We start from the raw sequence: 19796 nt of genomic DNA, 5'->3' as shown, positions 1-19796 counted from the left end.
AGATGGGCATTACCGATTACGCCTTTTCCTTGCAGCGTGACTGTGCCCAACGTGAGTTCTGTGTTCAGTATCGAGAAACCGACTTGGCTTTTCTGCATCGCTTAGCGGCGGAAGAGGGGCTGGTGTATCACTTTATTCATGAAGACGAGAAGCACACCTTACTGTTCACCGACGACAGCCAAGGGCTCCCCAAACTGGATGCGCCGATCCCTTTTAATGTACTCGCGGGGGGCGTGATAGACAGCCCGTATATTTCTGCTTTTGAGCAATACACTCAAAGTCACGTTAGTCACACCGCCTTACAAGATTACAGCTTTAAAAAGCCGAGTTATTCCTTTGCTCAGCAAGCACACGGGCAAGGGATAGACTATCAGCGCGACACCTACGAACACTTTGATGCGCCGGGGCGCTTTAAAGACGATGTCAGTGGCAAAGCCTTTAACCAGATACGTTTAGAGTACCTACGTCGAGACGCGCGCACTGCAACGGGAAAAAGTAACCATCCAGCCTTACAAGCGGGCGCTAAGTTTGATTTACAAGACCATCTCGATGAGAGCGTGAACCGTGATTGGGTGGTGGTCTACGTGCAGCATGAGGGTCATCAGCCCCAAGTGTTGGAAGAAGAAGGGGGCAGCGGCGCGACCACTTACAGCAACCAATTTACCCTTATTCCAGCCGAGGTGAACTGGCGTGCGACGCCTCAAGTGAAACCGCAAGTGGATGGCCCGTGTATCGCGATGGTGGTCGGTCCGGAAAACGAAGAAATCTTCTGTGATGAACATGGCCGCGTTAAGCTGCATTTTCCGTGGGACAGATACTCAAATGGCGATGAGCACAGCTCTTGTTGGGTGCGAGTGTCACAAGGTTGGGCGGGCAGTCAATACGGCATGATGGCTATTCCGCGAGTGGGTCATGAAGTGATTGTTTCGTTTTTAAACGGCGATCCCGACCAGCCTATCGTCACCGGTCGCACCTATCACGCGACCAACCAACCGCCTTACCCTTTGCCAGAGCACAAAACCAAAACGGTGCTGCGCAGTGAAAGTCACCAAGGGGAAGGGTTTAACGAACTGAGTTTTGAAGACCAAGCTGGGCAAGAGAAAATCTACCTGCATGCGCAAAAGGATGTTGAGGGGTTAGTGCTTAATGATGCGACGATGCACATTAAACACGATAAGCATCTGACGGTAGAGAACGACCAGTTTAGCCATATCCACCATCATCAGCATCTGACGGTGGATGGCGAGCGTCGCTTGAAAGTCGGTCAAGACCACAGTGTCGAGGTTGGCGGTGCACTACAGCAAAAAGTAGCGGATAAGATGGTGATGGACGCTGGCAATGAAGTGCATTTAAAAGCGGGCAATAAACTGGTGTTAGACGCAGGGAGTGAAATTACCATTCAAGCGGGCGGCAGTTTTGTCAAAGTCGATGCTGGCGGTGTGCATGTGGTGGGCGCGGCCATTAATTTAAACTCCGGCGGCAGCGCAGGCAGCGGATCTGGCTATGGCGGTAAAATGGCCGAGTTGCCTTTTGGGTTACAAGCTCCAAGTGCCCCACAAGTTATGCCTTTTGTGCAACCTACGGCGAGTTTAACTCAACAAGTCATCGCTGATATTAAAACAGAGACGCCGATCACTCAGGTTTGTCAGAAGCGTTCTGATGGAAGTTGTCCGTTAAGTGATTGCCCTTGTGGAAATAATCAATGATGTTAGTCCTTGAAAAACATTGTAATAATATTGCTGTGAATTGGTTTGCGCTCGTTAACCATTACCACAATATGCAGGCTGAGGTTTATGAGAGTATCTCTGGTCACTTGGTTGAGCCTTTATATTTATCGACCCCGGTTGAATCGTTACTCAATAGAAGTCCTCTAGTGATTGCTCTGCAAGCTGAAGATCCAATAGTAAATAGCTTACCCAAAGAGCACACACTGTATTTCTCAGCACCGTTGCACGTCTCCTTCGATGAAGCTATTGCTCATTTGAGAAACCGTTTATATGTTCAATTTTCAGGTAACCGAAGAGGATTATTTCATTATTATCTTCCTTCTGTTGCCAGTTATTTTTTTCAGCGTTCAAATGCAGTAGATACGGCGAAATGGCTAGGGTGTTTCAGTGGCCTTTATTTCTATCGTCAAACACACAGTGATTTAGCGAACTGGATAAATGTTGTCGGTGAGGGAGAACTGCAGGCGTTAACTCTTTGGCAGCTTACCGAATCTCAGGAGAGCGCCCTCAACGATAAATACGATGAAAGTGATATCGCTCAGTGGGCGATAGCAAACCGTATTGACGGGGTGAATTGGCAGAAGCAGAAAATGGCGCCTCTCTTTTTTTCACAACACCAAATAACGGATCCTCAATTATGTTCTCGATTACGCCACGTAATTCATCGCTATGATGTTGATCTCAATGGGCTTAATTTTCAGTCTAAACCTCATCAAACATCAGAGAATATCGTCGAACAGTTAGAACACTTACTGTCTAGGGAGAATAAACATGTCTACTAAGTTTGCTTCGAATCCGAGCTGTGATGGTAAGAAGTTTTTTATTGAAGTTACAGGTATACAGCATGGATCAGAACATGACTTTGAGTTTTATGATTTAGCGGATACGTCACAACAGGTCGCTCTTGATGCGAAAAAAAACATTGATCCTGAACTTGATGACAGTACGGTATACAGTTGGGATTGGTGTGATGAGAGCGACAATCGGAATGTGTGGCTGAAAATTGAAGCGGAAGGTGAACCAATCAAATTACCGCTTTTCCATGATGTTACCGCTATATCTAGAAAGCAAAATGAGCAAGATTACTTGGTGCACGCTGTTTTACCTTTCACCCTTCTGCCCACGTATCAATCGTCTTTAACCTATAGAGATAGAATCGCTCCTGTTCGTGCTGGTTTTATTTATATTTTTTACAATCACAAAGCATGGCGTGAAATTCAAATAAGCCCAGAAGAGAGTGGCGAGTATTCTCTTAAAGATGTGCATCTTCATCACTATCGTACTGGTAGAGATGAGCCGTTTAAAGAGGAAGCTCGAATGGCAACAGGTGCTGCATTAAAAGAGATTTGGGTACCGGCGAAAGAAAAGAATAACAATGCGCGTGTTCATATTGCCTTTTCAGAAGTTCAGTGGAGTGCGCAATACCTTAATTATCTTGAAGCGAATCAAAACGAATTAGTGCAACGAGCCTTTGCCCTCCATCAACTGAATGTAGAGGGCAATACCGATGTATTGAAAGCCAGTTTACTGCCGACAATGCGCGCAAGAACGCCAGAGCTTGAATTGTTTCTTGCTGAGCCAAGTAATCTCAACCGTGATCTCTCTGGGCAGTGGGTAACACGCACTTATCAAACCATCAAAGAGGAAATGTTATCCGCTGATGATGATGGAGATAAAGCTGTACAGGTATTTAAATATGCACAGCCTTACCGATATGAATATGCTATGAAGCAAGCGGCGTTAGTGGAGATAATTAACGCCGACCCTGCTCAAGCAGAATCATGGACAATAGGGGGCTCGAGTGATGTTTTAGAAGACGCGAAACAACGCCATTTAAGGGCGATTGTCGTTGATGATCCCTTGTTTGATTTAAGACATCACGCTTTTCTGACTCAATCAGCGGTTGGGTATTTACAACAGGTTTATGTGGATATGAGCCAGCAGAAGTACTACCGCAGTGCGGAACTCGTGCAGAAACTGGTGCTTCCAGCCAAATTTGGACAACAAGATAATCCGTACTATCAATATCGTAATGCTATGGATAATTACTACGGGGGTGTTTTCCACCGAACCTTACGTACCACCGAACGACAATGCTGCTGTACAGATGTGAAGTGGTTACAAGGCCAGCTACAATCACTGGTGAACCAGCAGCGATTAGCTGATGTTTTACGTGATATTAGCTCAATGAACGATATTAACGCATCGGCCGCGCATGTGATTGTTGGTTATGCGCTGAGTGCGCTGAGCGTGAATATTGATAAATTGGATCAAATGTCAAACCCTGAAAGTGATGTTCATTCGCCCTATTTAGACACCGCCAGACAAATTCTTTCTTCCACCGATAACCATCCTTTGCACCGACTTTTGTTTCCAGAAGATGGCGCGATAAGTTTGGAAGAGGCCAGCTATAGCGCGCCAGAACCTTCTAACTCAGGCTCTGGGTTTGCCACGCTTGAATCGTTAGCTTTGTGGTCAAAAGAGGATATGCTCATTCAAGATGAGCAGTTGCAAGTGATGGACCTAGCTTTTATGTCGCCAGCCAATAGCAACCAAGAAAAAGCTTTTAATCTTGAGCGGCGAGTCGCTAACATTATGGATGAAATTTTAAGAGGCTATTTTGATACTTTATTAAATCTCAGCCAAGATCTTGCCAATGAAGCAAAAGTGATTCAATTTAACGCTGCTTATGCGCCTGTACTCGGTTTAATGAAAGCCACTAATGCCAAAATGTGGGGAGATATCACTTATGTACCCGTCAGTGGTGCTGAGCTGAAAGGTACGGTGGTTGGTGTGCATGGTCATGGCTTGAGTTATGGATTGAGCGCCGCTGATCGTGAATTTGTCGACTCGAAGAAGAAATCAGCGTTTGGTCGTTTGTATGATCGTTCGGGTAAATTGGTGGCATCGACCAATAAAAATGCTTTTAGTTCCAGCGATCTGATTTCAGAAAGTCGAGGTTCAGTCGGGGCTAAATCACCACTTAAAGTGGTGGTGGTCTCTCAAGAAAGTCGCATGGCGGCGGCCCTCAATCAAGCGAATACGCAAAGGGCGTTACGAGATATGAATCGTACCGATCTCAACGTCAGTAATGCTTATGAAAAATTCAGAATTCCCTACTTTATTGCGGTAGTGGAATTGATTAACCTGAAAAATAATCAGCAATACATGAAGAATATTCTTGATGGAAAAGATGCGTTTTTCTCAGGATCTAACGCGCTAAGTGCAGCTCTGGATCTTGGTATCGCCATTACCCATGCTTCAAATCTGTATACACAAAATGCCTCTCGTTTGGCAACAGCTTCACATAAAACCGCAGTTGTTATGCCTGACTTCCTTGTGAAAAAAATGACGTTTGATAATGGTAAGGTGCGTTTGGTTTCCAGCATCAGTCGATTAGGTGTCATAAGTATTGGTGCTGGTTTTTTAACTGCGGGTATTGCTGGTTGGGATGCCATGCGCCATTGGCAAAACAACGATCGTGATGCCAGCGTTGCGCTGGGGATTGTGGCGATAGGAACGTTAACCACCACGGTTGCAACGGGTTTTTTTACCACCAGCGCTCCAGTGTTATTTGGTATGGGGCCAGTGGCATGGTTAGGGATTGGGCTAGCCGTTGCAGGCTTCGCGCTCTATATGTTTTGGAAGGATACGCCAATGGAGGCATGGCTGAAAAATGGCCCGTTTGGTCAGTCATCCTCGCCAACTTACGCGCATTTGCAAGACCCAACCACGGCGTTTGAGCGGTTTATTGGGCTGATTTTTACTCTATCGGTCAACGCGTACCGCTTAGGTGAACAGACCGAATTTCCTAAAAAGTTCACCGAGCAGATGCAACGATTGGGAGCCACCCATGTGATTTATGTCAACACCAATTTAGCGGCATTGCTCAATGCTCAATCGGTCAGGGTTGAGTTTTACGCTCGGCAAGCGATTGAAAAAAAGACCACAACAAGTAGCCGAACGGGTTCAAGGGAAAGCCGTGAACTGATTAACTTAAGCTCGCACAATGTCACGGTTATCCATCAAGAGCAGCGTAATGAAGGTACTGCTTATTTTGTGAAATATGATTTAACCGTTCCCGAATACAGTACCGATTTTAGCTTACTGATGATGCGCTCTTATCAGTATCGCTATCAGCCTGTTTTTGTGCTCAGAACCAAGCTACACGTTGAGCAGGCCAGCTTTCCGACATTAGCATTAGAAGAGCGTGATGATTCTCGTATTGTGAATGTGGTTCCAACGTTTGCTTTAGATAACAACAGCGATCAAGATTGGGCGCAAAATACCGTATTAGCGTAAAGCGTAGAATCGATTATCGAAAGAATTAGGAATGATAATGGCATACAACTCAGAGCAATTAACACTACAGCCTCCTAAAGAAGCGCAAGGTTTTTTACGGCGCGTCTTAACCAAAGGGCAGGTGTTTCCTTTTACGAAAGCCAATGAGACGATTGCTCTCTCCTTGGCTGGGGAAATTACACCTTCATATCATCAGGGGATCGAGAAAGAAGAAGGCAAATCGTCTTATTGGAATGAAGAACGTTTAAATAGTGAAACTTTTTCGAATTGGACTCAGTTGTACTTATTTATTGTAGGTTTAGCAAAAATGTCGCTAGTGGTTATCTTACCGCTTGCATATTTAATCTCTCTATTACCATTGTTCGGAGAAGGTGGATGGAGGACATTTTGGGAATTGTTTTATGGTTTTACCGTATATGTAACATTTCCTTGTTTACTTATTTATGGTCATTTTAAATTGGTGAGTGCTGGGCACCTTTTTCTGGCGCCCTTTTTAAAAAGTAAGCGAGTCTATAGCCTTAATCGCCAAACCGGCATGGTGACGCTGTTTAAAAAAGGCAATAAAGAGCGTTTTAGCCATCCGTTTATTGAGTTTGACTGTGTGCTGATGTCCGCTCCTAGCCCACAAGGGCACCTAAATTACAACTTGATGTTGGTGCATCGTTATCATAATTATTCCGTTGGGGTGCCGATAGGTAACCTTATTGGCAGTAATGAGCGGGTGGCAGAGTATTATCGGTTGTGGAATATGATCCAACGTTATATGGATATCAGCCAACCCATGCCTGATATTTTAGTGCTTGAGCCAGCGCGGGAGAGAGACCCAACCACCGCCGCCTATGACAAGCAGACTGGGCGCAATCCGCGATACTGGCGTGATATGAGTGATGAAGAATATCAGCAAACCCTGAAACGAATCGCAGAGCAGCAAAAAAATCAGCCAGATAGCGGCCCAACATTAAACATTTTCGCACCATCAGTTTAAGCTAAGCAGAGTTAAGAGAGCATGGCATACCACTCAGAGCAATTAACCCTTCAACCGGCTAAAGAAGCGCAAGGGTTTTTACGGCGCGTCTTAACCAGAGGGCAGGTGTTTCCTTTTACGAAAGCCAATGAAACTATTTCATTGGCTCTAGCAAGAGAGACTGAGCCATCCGCTATGCAAAGATATGATCAAAATAATTTATTTTGGGATGAAAAAGATTTAAATAGTGAGGCGTTCTCTGGTTGGTCACAATTTTATTTTATTATTGTTGGGATGGTAAAAGTTTCACTGATTATTGTCTTGCCGCTTATCTATCTGATCATGATTTCTGCCATGATATTTGGACCGTATGGATGGAAAGATTGGGCTGGAGATTTTGGTACTGTTACTTTGTATACAACACTTCCTTGTTTACTTATTTATGGTCATTTTAAGTTGGTCAGTGCTGGGCATCTTTTTCTGGCGCCCTTTTTAAAAAGTAAGCGAGTCTATAGTCTTAATCGCCAAACTGGCATGGTGACGCTGTTTAAAAAAGGCAATAAAGAGCGTTTTAGCCATCCGTTTATTGAGTTTGACTGTGTGCTGATGTCCGCTCCTAGCCCACAAGGGCACCTAAATTACAACTTGATGTTGGTGCATCGTTATCATAATTATTCCGTTGGGGTGCCGATAGGTAACCTTATTGGCAGTAATGAGCGGGTGGCAGAGTATTATCGGTTGTGGAATATGATCCAACGTTATATGGATATCAGCCAACCCATGCCTGATATTTTAGTGCTTGAGCCAGCGCGGGAGAGAGACCCAACCACCGCCGCTTATGATAAGCAGACTGGGCGCAATCCGCGATACTGGCGTGATATGAGTGATGAAGAATATCAGCAAACCCTGAAACAAATCGCAGAGCAGCAAAAAAAGCAGCCAGATAGCGGCCCAACATTAAACATTTTCGCACCATCAGTTTAAGCTAAGCAGAGTTAAGAGAGCATGGCATACCACTCAGAGCTGTTTATTCTTCAAATTGTCAACGGTCCATCCATCAATAGTTAGGAAATAGAGGGAGCCGCAGGGCTGATTTTCAACGGCTAATCACATTTCTGAACCGTCCACTCTATTGTTAACAATTTGACTCCGGTATAGTGCATTTCAAGCTCGAACGAGCGATTATCTGCGCTCGAAATGCAACAATTCACAGAGAGTTGATTGAAAATGAACACACTTTTTGCCCATCGTGGCATGTCATCGTTAGCCCCTGAAAATACCTTAGCTGCTTTTCGTCTTTGCCATACACATAAGGTGCAGTGGCTAGAATGTGATGTTGATATCCTTGGTGATGATACGATAGTGATCTCTCACGATGACACATTAGATCGTTGTACCAATCGCAGTGGTAGCTTGTATGGATTGAGTCAACAGGATTTAGCGAATATTGATGCTGGTGGCTGGTTCTCTGATACGTTTGTTGGTGAGCCGATTCCGACTTTTCGCCAATTTATTGAACTGCTTAATGAGCTAAAACTCGACGCTAATATTGAGATAAAATCCTGTACGGCAGGGTGGGAGAAAACGCTCAAGTTAATTGAGGGCGTGATTGAGGGACTAAAGCAGCTTGATAGTGACAGAAAAGTGATTATTTCAAGTTTTAATCATATTGCTCTTTATGAATTTAAACGGCGTGCGCCACACTATCCGACCGCTTGTTTATTTACTAAAGAGACACTGTCGGAAGATTGGGAATCAATTTTACAAGCATGCCAAGCTGAATATATTCATCCAGAAAATGAAGGATTGTCTCGTGAACAGGTTGCCGCTTTTAAAGCCAAAGGCTACAAAGTGAACGTTTATACCGTCAATAACCTACTAAGAGCCAACCAATTATTTAACTGGGGCGTAGATGGTGTCTTTACCGATATTGCTCAGACATTCCCTCGTTCATTCCACTCTGCTACCAATTAGCTGCGTTAAATCGGTGGCTTGAGTGAAGCAACTTATTGCCAGATAAATAAAAAATCCCGTATTGATGCGGGATTTTTTATAGAAACCATCAACGTTTATTGAGATTAATAACCAAGTTTTACTAGCGTTGCGGTAACGTTTTTCGCTGGACGTCCAGTTAATGCTTCGACGGCGAGATTAGGACGGTTAGTGAAAAAGCCGGTCACTCCTCGATCGCGATAGCGGATAAGATCTTCAGCATCATCTAAGGTGTAAATATGAGTCACTAACCTTTTTTGCTGATTCATCTCTATCATCCAAGGTTTAGCGAGATCCATATAACTAAAATTACTTGACCATGAGTCAGCAAAGTTGGCTTGAGTCCCTGATGGGCCAACGCCAATCGCGCCATTGTCTTTAGCAAAATCTATCCATTCTTCATAAGCTGATTTTGATGCGACTTGCACTCGTGCGTAGTAAGCCGCCCAGCTTTCATCATCTTGTTTCGGCTCTGTGGGTTTCATATCGATATAACCGTCGCCAGTCCATAGCAGAAGGACTTTAGGGGTATTAGGCATTTCCGCTTGCAGTTGAACTAAGCTCTCTTTTTCAAAGGTTTGTAAAATAACCTTACCTTTCATTTCCTTATCTAACCAGCCGTGCTGTTGCAAGTTCGCTCTGAGATCCGCTTCGATACCAGGAAACAGTTCAGGTAATTTGGTTTCGATATAAAGGCCTGGTTGGTGTGAGCAATTCTCAGCAACCTCTCTGACTTGATCTAAGGTCATTAATTGCAAGCCACGATAACTTTCTCTTGTGCGTTCTGGATAGGCGTTATTGAACCAAGATCCCGCATCTAATTTCTCTAATTCAGCCCAAGTAAAACTGCTTACTGGACTATCGGCTCGTTCTGGGTAAATCTCCGCAATATTGGTTTTATTGCGTAAATTATTATCATGTACGGTAATTAAAACGCCGTCTTTACTGCGCTGTAGATCGACTTCAAGATAGTCTGCCCCAAATTCACAGGCTAATTGATAAGCCGGTAAGGTCGCTTCTGGTGCGTTATAAGAATCGCCGCGATGAGCAATAATCGCGTTATCTGGAATAGAAAGCTGTGCTGACAGTGTCGACGATGTGCTTGAGCAGCCTGATAATGAGAGTGTGCCAATAACGCCTAATGTGCTGTAGAGAAATGGTGCTGTCAGGCTCATTAATGTGCTACGAGCGGTATGGCGCTGCGAAGAAAGATTCAACGTAATACTCCTTTTAGTTGAATGAGGCTAAATAATATAGGTTTTGTGTATATTTTGGTTTATTTTTTAACATAAATAGAGCAAATATTCAAAATTGTCGCAAGTCAGTAAGCGCAAGCTAAGTCATCTGCTTTTTGACTATGAACAGGACTTTTAGCTTTACGTCTTTTCGCGCTATGATTGAAGTATGTTGTTTATCCTAGTTTGGTGATGATGAGTCAGAGTCCCCGTAATTTTAGTCGCCGTGATCTTTTTCGTGGTTTAGTGGCCAGAGGTAAGGCTGCTTATCATGAGGTGGATGACCAACCGAAACGCACTGTACCTCGTCCGCCGGGGGCATTAGCAGAAGCACAGTTTAGGCCGTTGTGTGATGGTTGCGGTCTGTGTGTTGAAGCGTGCCCAAGCTCCGTTATCCAGTTAACTGGCCAGTGGCCTGAGTTGTGTCTAGATTACAATCATTGCCAATTATGTTCTCAGTGCGCGCAAGTCTGTCCGACGGGCGCGCTGCTGCCTGCCACGAAAACCGAGCTCTTACCGACCTTTGCTTATCAATGCCATAATCGTTTATTGGGTTATTGTGAATTGTGTAGTGAGCAGTGCCCCACTCAAGCGATTCATTGCGAGCCTAATCAACAACCCGTAGTGAATGAGGACTTATGTAATGGGTGTGGTGAATGCCGTCCGATTTGTCCTGCTAATGCGATTGATTGGCAATTTCGCAAATCCACATAAAACTAATGATAATTATTATTGTTAATATTTAATGCTAAATGTTTAAAAATGTAACGCCTAATTACATTTTCATTGATAGTGATCATAGGGTGAAGCATACAAGGTTTGGATAATAGACCGATACATTGGAGGGTCTATGTCCACATCAATAATCAAAAAACTATTTACGCGCCGTGAGTTTATACAAAGCTCTGCGGTTGCTTCTGGCGCAGCGATTGCCGCCAGCTCAATCAGCTTGCCATTCAATGCTCTGGCCACACCAGCGCCATCATCCCCACTCACTCCAGAACAGATCCGTTATAGTGCTTGTTTAGTGAATTGTGGCAGTCGTTGTCCATTTAAAGTTCATGTGCGCGATGGTGTAGCAGTTAAGATCTCTCCAGAAGATGGGGTCAATGAAGCCATTTTTGGTCAGCATCAAATCCGCCCTTGTTTACGTGGGCGCTCAGCTCGTTTTCGTACCTATAACCCTGACCGTCTAAAGTACCCAATGAAGCGGGTCGGTGAGCGTGGTGAAGGTAAATTTAAGCGCATCAGTTGGGATGAGGCCACGACCATTGTGGCTGAGCAATTGCAACGAGTGATCAATACTTATGGTAATGAAGCCATTTACTATCAATATGGTAGTGGAACGACAGGGGCGAATTTACAAGGCCGTAATACGTGTAAGCGCCTGCTTAATTTAGCTGGTGGCTTCTTAGACATGCACAATACCTATTCAGAAGCTCAACTTAACCGGATTCAGCCGTTTGTCTTTGGGCAAGCGGGAAATATCTACGGGACTGAGCAACAAACGCTTTTTGCTGAGATCAAAAATTCCGACTTAGTGGTGATGTTTGGCCAAAACTTGGCAGAGACACGCATGTCCGGTGGTGGACAAATTGCGGAAATTTATCATGCTCTCGAACAAAGCGGCGCGAAGGTTATTTTGATTGATCCTCGCCGCACCGACAGCGTGACGGCATTTAATGCCGAATGGTTACCGATTCGTCCTGGAACCGATGCAGCGTTAGTTGCGGCCATTGGCCATACCTTAATTAAAGAAAATCTGCTTGATGAGGCCATGCTTAATCAATATACGGTCGGTTGGAGTGAAGAAACCTTACCCGCCAGTGCACCAGCGAACTCATCATACAAAGCGTATATTCTCGGTTTTGGGGAAGACAAGATTGAAAAAACGCCAGAATGGGCGGAAGCATTGACCGAAATTCCCGCGCAACGTATTCGTCAGTTGGCTCGTGAAATTGCTAGCGCTAAAGCGGCGTGGATTTCTCAAGGTTGGGGAGTGCAACGCACACAAAATGGTGAGCATGCTGCGCGTGCGATTATGATGCTGCCCATTATGACTGGGCATTTTGGTCGTCCTGGAACCAATATTGGTACTTGGGGAGGCAGTGTCAATTATCCACTAGCGGGGCTGGCGATACCAAACCCAGTCAAAGTGTCGATTCCATGTTTTAGCTGGGTCGATGCGATCACGCGCGGCACCGAGATGACAGCAAACAAAGATTACATCAAAGGTCGAGATCGTTTAACGACCAATGTGAAGTTTCTATGGAATTACGCGTCTAATATCACCGCTAATCAGCATTCGGATCTTAACCAAGTCGATAAAGTGCTGCGTGATGAGTCTTTGTGTGAATTTATTCTGGTATGGGATAACCACATGACAGCCAGCGCTAAATATGCCGACTTATTACTGCCCGATGTTTCAACCTTAGAATCCGATGAGTTAATTAATAACTCATATCAATCAGGTTCTTATCATTATTTGGTTCGCTTACAAAAAGCCATTGAACCGATGTGGGAAAATCGACCGACTTACGATGTCTTGGCAGAAATCGCCGATAAAATGGGTTTGAAAGAGGCGTTTACCGAAGGTCGCACCTATCAAGAGTGGATTGAACACGCTTATAACCAAGTGCGCAAACAAGAACCGCATTTGCCTCCATTTGAACAAACCGATGGTATGGGCGTCATTGATCGTCGGATTGCCGATAGCAGTAAACATATTGCGCTGAAAGATTTTCGTGATGATCCACAGCAACATCCGCTGAAAACGCCATCAGGAAAAATTGAGATTTATTCAGAGCAGTTAGCAGAATTGGCGACTCAATGGCAATTACTGCCCGGAGATAAAATTTCGGCGATCCCAGAATACTGGCCAGCCGTCGAAGGTATCGAAGATAAACCGATGCTGAATAAATATCCGTTGCAATTGACAGGGTTTCATACCAAAGGCCATTGCCACTCAACGTATTCGTCCGTTGCTCAATTGAAAGAGGTCGCGCCGGATGTTTTGTGGATCAACCCCATCGATGCACAAGCGAGAGGTATTCACAATGATGACTTTGTCGAAGTCTTTAATGACAGAGGAAGAGTGCGAATTAAAGCGAAGGTATCACCACGCATTATGCCCGGTGTAACGGCTATGCCAGAGGGTGCATGGGCGCAGACTAATAAACAAGGTGTTGATGTCGGTGGCTGTATTAACCGCCTCACCTCGCTACGGCCAACGGCGTTAGCTAAAGGTAACCCACAACACACCAATTTGGTCGACGTTAAGCGCATCTGAGGAGATTTTTAAATGAAACAATATGGCTTTTTTGTCGACTCATCCAAATGTACTGGCTGCAAAACGTGCCAAATCAGTTGTAAAGATGAGAAGGCGCAAGAGGTAGGTCCAAAATATCGCCGAGTATATGAGTATGGTGGTGGTGAGTGGCAGAAAGTAGGCAATGCTTGGCAGCAAAATACCTTCAACTACTACTTGTCCATCTCCTGTAATCACTGTGCTGAGCCAACGTGTGTGAAAGGGTGCCCGACAGGAGCAATGCATAAGCGGAAGCAAGATGGTTTGGTGGTGGTTGATCAAGATAAATGTATTGGCTGTCGCTATTGTGAAATGCGTTGTCCTTATGGCGCGCCGCAGTTTGATGAACAAAAGAAAGTGATGTCGAAGTGCGATGGTTGCTATGAGCGAGTGGCTCAAGGTTTAAAACCCGTGTGTGTCGAGTCTTGCCCACAGCGCGCGCTTGATTTTGATGAGATAGCGACATTACGCGCCAAATATGGCGATACCAATGCGGTCGCCCCCTTACCGGATCCGCAACTGACCAAACCCAGTTTAGTCATCAAAGCGCACGCGGATGCCCGTATGACTGGTGATAGAACCGGTGCTGTTCAAAACCCTTCAGAGGTGTAAAAGATGCATGAATTACCTTTAGTCTTTTTTACGGTGTTAGGCCAAACCGCGGTTGGTATGATGTTATTGGCTTTTCTTGCTGGTCTTGTTGGACAAATTACCAATGCTCAGCGTCATAAAATCAATCTGGTTGCCGTAATTTTGTTTGCTGTAGGCATGGCAATTGGTGGCTTACATATGGGACAACCTCAGCGTGCGTTTAACTTGCTGTTTGGTTTATTCCGTTCACCGATGAGTAATGAAATTGTTTTAAGTGGTCTCTATTTTGGTTGTGCTTTTTTAACGGTAGCACTCAGTGCACCTCACCTACGCGATATACTGAAAACCAAGTTTAACGTTACCGTTACCGATACATTGCACCAATGGTTGAATGGGATTGCGGTATTATTAGGCCTTGCGTTTGCTTGGTCGATTACGCAGGTTTATCAATTGGCCACCGTCCCGGCTTGGAATAGCCATTATACGTCGCTACATTTGTGGCTAACCGTTGCTATCTCTGGTGGGATGTGTGCTTTAGCACTCGGTGCTAAACGACTCGGTGCGTTAGCGGTCATCGTTGGGGCAGCGATTTCGTTTGCGACTCGTACCGGTTATATGGCGTTTTTAACCGAGCAAGTACCGCATTTAGTCAATGCACAAACGATGTTTTGGTACACCTATTTGTTCGCGATGACGATCGCGCTAGTACTTGCTTTGTGGGTCTTACTGAAAAAACAAGCCGTTAAACCTTTGCTTTTTAGCGGTGCGGCACTGATGATCCTTGGCGAGCTGGCTTCACGTATTACCTTCTATAACTTATGGTGGATAACCATGTAGTGGCAGTTGGGAGGATACTTTGAGCGTATTCTTCTCCTAAACAGCATGTACCGTTCAGCCTGTGAGAGCAGCGACCTTAAGCGAATACGCTGGGAGTTGGCTTCACGGGCTGAGCACTTTTTACAACAGAAAGGAAAGCCAATGTTAGCCATTGTTCCTCGAATCCTTGGTAGTTTATTTTACTATCCACCGCAGAGTGAGCCTGCGCAGTATGCGTTACACGATCTGCCTCAATTAGCCCATTATTTCTCTTGGAGCGATCCTAAGGCGATCGAAACCCTGTGTCATCGTCTACCGGAACCACAACCTGAGCGCTTTAGTGTACTATTTGAAGGGCTAGGGGATATGCCCGCTCCGCCTTGGGGATCGGTATACTTAGATCCTGAGCATATCGTGATGGGTGAAAGTACCTTAGCTTACCGTCAATTTCTTCAGCGTCATGGTTTAGCGGTGCAACTCGCCCGTCAGGAACCAGAAGATCAATTTGGATTAATGTTATTAGCCCTTGCTCATTTCCTCGAACAAGGTCAGGAATCTGCGGTTATTGAGTTATTAACGGATCATCTTTTTCCTTGGGCGACACTCTATTTACAACGCTTAAAATCCACCTGTGATGAAGATGATTTTTATTATTCTTTAGCCCTATTAGCCGAATGTTTTTTAGCTGAATTGTTGAATGATAATGCTGAATAATCGTACACGTTTTTCTGAATAAATGGTCATTAATTGCATAAGTTTAATTATTTCAATTTGATGTGTTAATTTGGTTTAACTTTATGTTTTAGAATGGTTTTTATTATTGTTAATACTTGTTTTTATCATGATGTTTTTTATTGAATTGGCAGTGTCATTCGCAGTGAAAGGCAAAATGTTATATGATGAGGAGGTTTTTTTCAATAAGAACTAATAAAGCAGGAGGCTTTATGATAGATAAGTTAGAGAAATCTAACTCGACAGTGCTTATTCCGGTTTTTATTCCGGCGGTAATTGTCATCGCACTAATGGTAGTAGGAACCATATCAAATCCTAGTCTCGCGGGTAACGTTTTTTCGACGACGCTAGCCTATATAACCGAAACCTTTGGTTGGTTCTATATGTTAGCGGTGGCCCTATTTTTAATTTTTATTGTCTCGTTAGCTTTTACGCGCTGGGGAAATATAAAACTTGGTCCCGATCATGCGGAGCCTGAATATAGCTTTCCAGCTTGGTTCGCGATGCTCTTCTCCGCAGGATACGGTATTGCTTTACTTTTCTTTGGTGTCGCTGAGCCAGTATTGCATTATGCCTCACCACCGACAGGCAGCGGTGAAACCATTGAAGCGGCTAAACAAGCCATGCAAATTGCCTATTTCCATTGGGGATTTCATATTTGGGCTATTTATGGTTTGGTCGGCTTGTGCTTAGCTTATTTTGCTTTCCGACATGGTTTGCCTTTATCAATGCGATCAACCTTATATCCTTTGATTGGTGAACGTATTCATGGTCCAATTGGTCATATTGTCGATATCTTCGCTATTCTTGGTACCTTATTTGGTATTGCTACGACATTAGGTTTATCGGTTGCCCAAATTAATGCCGGAGTCAATTATTTATGGCCAAATGTCGAAGTGGGAGTACCTTTCCAAATTGGTGCGATTGCGGTGATTACTTGCTTAGCTTTATTTTCAGTGCTCGCAGGTATGGATAAAGGTGTTAAGCGTTTATCGATTATTAATATGCTGTTAGCAATCAGTTTGATGCTATTTGTATTTGTCGTTGGACCGACCATCTTTATCTTAGAGACCTTTTTAGAAAATACGGGAAGTTATTTAAGTAATATTGTTGAACGAACATTTAGTTTGCAAGCTTATGAATCGAGTGACTGGATTGGTAACTGGACCCTATTTATTTTTGGCTGGACGATAGCTTGGGCTCCATTTGTCGGCTTATTTATTGCCAAAATAAGTCGCGGTCGAACGATTCGACAATTTGTGGTTGGAGTCATGTTGGTTCCGTCTATCTTTACCTTTCTTTGGTTCTCTATTTTTGGCGATACCGCACTGCATTTAATTATGGTTGAAGGCTATAGCTCGCTGATTACCTATGTTCAGGCCGATCATGCTGTCGCGCTTTTTCAGTTATTTGAGCTGTTGCCTCTTTCTTCCGTAGTGTCTTTTATTACGGTATTACTGATCATCACTTTCTTTGTCACCTCTTCAGATTCCGGTTCATTGGTGATTGATTCACTTGCATCGGGCGGTGCAATGCATACGCCAGTCTGGCAGCGTACATTTTGGGTAGTGACGCAAGGACTGGTTGCCTCGGTATTACTACTGGCAGGAGGGCTCAGCGCTTTGCAAACGGCATCAATCGTGAGTGCCTTACCATTTGCAATTATCATGTTAATCGGTGGCATTGGCATGTGGCGAGCGTTAGTGATTGAAGGGCATCATGAGACCAGTTTACAGCACGATATGAAGTTACCTGTGCATCTACAAGGTAAAACCAATTGGAAAAAGCGCCTATCACATCTCATTGACTTCCCATCTAAAACCAGTGTGGAGAAATTTATTGAGCAGACTGGCCTTACCGCAATGAATACGGTTAAGCAGGAGCTTGAAAATAAAGGTTGGCAAGCAAAAGTGACCTTTGATGATCTCAATACTCGCTGCATCATTGATGTTGAGAAAGCGGGTGAAGTAGAGTTTATTTATGAGATTCGTCTGCGTGCTTATGAGATGCCCGAGTTTGCTTCCGAGCAAGAAAAACAAATCGATGATGATTACTATTATCGAGCGGAAGTCTTTCTGCGCCGAGGCGGTCAAGCTTATGATGTCTACGGTTATGAAGAGCGCGACATCATCAATGATATTTTGGATCAATTTGAGAAATATCTGCACTTTCTACATATTTCACCGGGGAGTTTGCCTTGGCGAATGGAAGAGCATGATGATGATTTACAAAGCGAAGATCCTAGCACAGTGACATCACCCAGCTCATGAGAGTGTCGGTTGATCATGCTAGCAAAGAGCTACTATAGATTAAAAATATAATAATCAGGCACGCCACTTTATAAGCGTGCCTGTTTTTTAATCCATTTTATATCGCGTTAAATAGCGATGAGCAGCGTCAACACCCATATAACGAGCGAGCGTTCGTACCGGAACTTGGCGCAAATCGACGACAATCAATCCGTCTAATGAGTCATTAAAATAAGGATCAACGTTAAAGCAAACTAAGCGACCATTTAAGCCTAAATATTGGCGCAGCAACACGGGAATCCCTTTCCCATCATCAATGCGTGCTATCACTCGTGATAAAAGTTGCAGGTCAGCTAAAGCCGATAGTAGGCTAGCATTCCATAGTTGATGGGTACTTGATAGCGGGTGGCTGGCACTGACTAAATTGGCCTGTTGTTGATCGTAGTAGTGCAGCGTCATGGTGTCGGCTAATAGTTGACGCGCAAGTTCACTGTAATCGCTACTAATGCTGACTGGGCCAAAAAGGTGTGTGTATTCAGGGTGGCGATCAATATAGGTTGCAATGCCTTTCCAGAGCAGCAGTAATGGCGCGACGCTTTTTTGATAAGCACTATCGATCACTGAACGCCCCATCTCAATCGATTTCCCCATACTATCGATAAAGCGCTGATCGTAGTGAAATAAAGTACTGGTGTACAAACCATGGATACCATGTCGCTCAACCAATTTATCAACCAATCCGAGACGATAAGCACCAACCAACACATTTTTTTCTCGATCCCAGATAAAAAGATGCAGATAATTACGATCAAAGTGATCAATATCTAAAGCTAACCCGGTTCCTTCGCCAACTTGGCGAAAATTCAACTCTCTGACTCGACCAATTTCATGCAAAACTGCCGGAATTTGCTCGGCACTGGCACAATAGACGGCAAAGTTTTGATGATCCAATAAATGACATTCTTGAGGTAGGGCTGCAATATCTTGTTGTAAAATATCGTCGCTTAGCCTTTCAACGACAGGCGGTAGACTTCGATCTTGCTGTGTTTTATCGCGAGTTATCCAGCGCTGGCTTTGTAGTAAATAGGTATTTAAACGTAAATAATTGACCAATTGTTGGTCATCTAAGGCGGCGATTTCTGAGCAAGCAATGGTTTCTCCTATCGCTATTTCGATACAACTTTGCTGCTTGTTGAGTAGTTCTCTGCCCAGCAATAGTGTGCGAAGTAATGGATGTATTTTCCCAGCCATATAAAATCGTTTTGAATTTTCACCATCAATATAGACCGGTAAGACGGTGGCTTGATGTTTTTTTACCAACCGGCTGACGGATTGGCTCCACTCTTTATCCTCAACTCGCTGCAGTTTATTGCCCACCCACTGTGAGACTTCGCCTGCAGGAAACATCAATAAAACGCCGCCATTGGCAAGGTGTTTATGCGCCTGACGTAATGCCGAGAGATTCGCGTGGCTTGCATTCTCGCCAGTAAATACATCAACCCCAATAAACAGTTCATCGAGTTCTGGTACGGTTTTTAAATAGTGATTAGCGAGAATTTTTACATCATCACGAACCGATAGCAGTAGTTCAGCAAGGATAATACCTTCAACACATCCGAGAGGATGATTCGCCACGACAATCGTCGCTCCTAGGTTTGGTACTTGTGATGCACAGCCTTTAGTGACGCGATAATCAATCCCTAATATCTCTAAGGTAAAGCGTAAAAATTCCGCACTGGAGCATTGTGCTGGGCGTTGATGGTAAAATTTATCGAGTTTGCTTAATCCCGTTGCCCATTCTGCAAGGTTTTCAGCCAGTCCAAAAGGGGTTTTTCGGGGTAATTTAAAAGGGCTGGTAGATAGCATAACGTCCTCACAAAC

At 44.3% G+C, this 19796-nt stretch carries 14 protein-coding genes; 12 read left to right on the top strand and 2 right to left on the bottom strand.

Features of this window, described 5'->3' with window-relative positions; all coding sequences use genetic code 11:
• The 6 genes from AACS00_RS12925 to AACS00_RS12900 all read left to right on the top strand — a co-directional run.
• On the top strand, positions 1-1706 hold a 1706-nt coding region (locus AACS00_RS12925), incomplete at its 5' end, for a type VI secretion system Vgr family protein (protein WP_110167662.1).
• A complete protein-coding gene (locus AACS00_RS12920) occupies positions 1703-2509 on the top strand; it encodes a DUF4123 domain-containing protein (RefSeq protein ID WP_072668987.1) in 807 nt (268 codons plus the stop codon). The genes AACS00_RS12925 and AACS00_RS12920, both read left to right, overlap by 4 nt.
• On the top strand, positions 2499-6029 hold the full coding sequence (locus tag AACS00_RS12915) for a toxin VasX (RefSeq protein ID WP_110167661.1): 3531 nt from the start codon (positions 2499-2501) through the stop codon (positions 6027-6029). Before AACS00_RS12920 ends, AACS00_RS12915 begins: the two co-directional genes overlap by 11 nt.
• Positions 6030-6066: 37 nt before the next feature.
• Positions 6067-7014 (top strand): hypothetical protein, encoded by a 948-nt coding sequence (locus tag AACS00_RS12910; RefSeq protein WP_110167660.1) that lies wholly within the window; start codon positions 6067-6069, stop codon positions 7012-7014.
• Between the two features lie 21 nt (positions 7015-7035).
• Positions 7036-7977 carry a hypothetical protein gene (locus tag AACS00_RS12905; protein WP_110167659.1) on the top strand — a complete coding sequence of 314 codons (942 nt, stop codon included), beginning with the start codon at positions 7036-7038 and terminating at the stop codon, positions 7975-7977.
• A 243-nt stretch (positions 7978-8220) separates the two neighbouring features.
• The gene (locus tag AACS00_RS12900) at positions 8221-8967 is read left to right on the top strand and encodes a glycerophosphoryl diester phosphodiesterase (RefSeq protein ID WP_110167658.1); all 747 of its coding nucleotides are present in this window, start codon (positions 8221-8223) and stop codon (positions 8965-8967) included.
• A gap of 104 nt (positions 8968-9071) precedes the next feature.
• On the opposite strand, the gene AACS00_RS12895 is transcribed toward AACS00_RS12900, so the two are convergent.
• Complete coding sequence (locus AACS00_RS12895; RefSeq protein ID WP_110167657.1) at positions 9072-10202, bottom strand: glycerophosphodiester phosphodiesterase; 1131 nt, start codon at positions 10200-10202, stop codon at positions 9072-9074.
• Between the two features lie 213 nt (positions 10203-10415).
• On the opposite strand from AACS00_RS12895, the gene AACS00_RS12890 reads away from it, so the two are divergent.
• The 6 genes from AACS00_RS12890 to AACS00_RS12865 all read left to right on the top strand — a co-directional run bounded on the left by AACS00_RS12890 (position 10416) and on the right by AACS00_RS12865 (position 17936).
• A complete protein-coding gene (locus tag AACS00_RS12890; protein WP_181397571.1) occupies positions 10416-10934 on the top strand; it encodes a 4Fe-4S binding protein in 519 nt (172 codons plus the stop codon).
• 136 nt (positions 10935-11070) lie between these two features.
• Positions 11071-13509 (top strand): DMSO/selenate family reductase complex A subunit, encoded by a 2439-nt coding sequence (locus AACS00_RS12885; RefSeq protein ID WP_110167656.1) that lies wholly within the window; start codon positions 11071-11073, stop codon positions 13507-13509.
• 12 nt (positions 13510-13521) lie between these two features.
• The gene (locus tag AACS00_RS12880; RefSeq protein WP_110167655.1) at positions 13522-14139 is read left to right on the top strand and encodes a DMSO/selenate family reductase complex B subunit; all 618 of its coding nucleotides are present in this window, start codon (positions 13522-13524) and stop codon (positions 14137-14139) included.
• Positions 14140-14142: 3 nt separating this feature from the next.
• The gene (locus AACS00_RS12875; protein WP_110167654.1) at positions 14143-14955 is read left to right on the top strand and encodes a dimethyl sulfoxide reductase anchor subunit family protein; all 813 of its coding nucleotides are present in this window, start codon (positions 14143-14145) and stop codon (positions 14953-14955) included.
• Positions 14956-15096: 141 nt separating this feature from the next.
• Positions 15097-15648, top strand: coding sequence for a molecular chaperone TorD family protein (locus AACS00_RS12870; protein ID WP_110167653.1), 552 nt, complete (start codon positions 15097-15099; stop codon positions 15646-15648).
• A gap of 230 nt (positions 15649-15878) precedes the next feature.
• On the top strand, positions 15879-17936 hold the full coding sequence (locus tag AACS00_RS12865) for a BCCT family transporter (RefSeq protein WP_110167652.1): 2058 nt from the start codon (positions 15879-15881) through the stop codon (positions 17934-17936).
• Positions 17937-18023: 87 nt separating this feature from the next.
• On the opposite strand, the gene AACS00_RS12860 is transcribed toward AACS00_RS12865, so the two are convergent.
• Positions 18024-19781, bottom strand: a complete 1758-nt coding sequence (locus tag AACS00_RS12860; RefSeq protein WP_110167651.1) for a lysophospholipid acyltransferase family protein — start codon at positions 19779-19781, stop codon at positions 18024-18026.
• Positions 19782-19796 lie beyond the last annotated feature (15 nt).

The organism is Vibrio sp. 11986-1-5, from assembly GCF_963878025.1.
GTDB classification, from domain to species: Bacteria; Pseudomonadota; Gammaproteobacteria; order Enterobacterales; family Vibrionaceae; genus Vibrio; species Vibrio injensis.
This window is presented reverse-complemented; position numbering and strand designations above follow the sequence as displayed.

Bases quoted from the DNA above. Each gene is read 5' to 3' on its own strand.
- AACS00_RS12920 (WP_072668987.1), top strand. From the start codon at position 1,703: ATGATGTTAGTCCTTGAAAAACATTGTAATAATATTGCTGTGAATTGG.
- AACS00_RS12870 (WP_110167653.1), top strand. From the start codon at position 15,097: ATGTTAGCCATTGTTCCTCGAATCCTTGGTAGTTTATTTTACTATCCA.
- AACS00_RS12880 (WP_110167655.1), top strand. From the start codon at position 13,522: ATGAAACAATATGGCTTTTTTGTCGACTCATCCAAATGTACTGGCTGC.
- AACS00_RS12905 (WP_110167659.1), top strand. From the start codon at position 7,036: ATGGCATACCACTCAGAGCAATTAACCCTTCAACCGGCTAAAGAAGCG.
- AACS00_RS12910 (WP_110167660.1), top strand. From the start codon at position 6,067: ATGGCATACAACTCAGAGCAATTAACACTACAGCCTCCTAAAGAAGCG.
- AACS00_RS12915 (WP_110167661.1), top strand. From the start codon at position 2,499: ATGTCTACTAAGTTTGCTTCGAATCCGAGCTGTGATGGTAAGAAGTTT.
- AACS00_RS12860 (WP_110167651.1), bottom strand. From the start codon at position 19,781: ATGCTATCTACCAGCCCTTTTAAATTACCCCGAAAAACCCCTTTTGGA.
- AACS00_RS12900 (WP_110167658.1), top strand. From the start codon at position 8,221: ATGAACACACTTTTTGCCCATCGTGGCATGTCATCGTTAGCCCCTGAA.
- AACS00_RS12875 (WP_110167654.1), top strand. From the start codon at position 14,143: ATGCATGAATTACCTTTAGTCTTTTTTACGGTGTTAGGCCAAACCGCG.
- AACS00_RS12865 (WP_110167652.1), top strand. From the start codon at position 15,879: ATGATAGATAAGTTAGAGAAATCTAACTCGACAGTGCTTATTCCGGTT.
- AACS00_RS12890 (WP_181397571.1), top strand. From the start codon at position 10,416: ATGAGTCAGAGTCCCCGTAATTTTAGTCGCCGTGATCTTTTTCGTGGT.
- AACS00_RS12885 (WP_110167656.1), top strand. From the start codon at position 11,071: ATGTCCACATCAATAATCAAAAAACTATTTACGCGCCGTGAGTTTATA.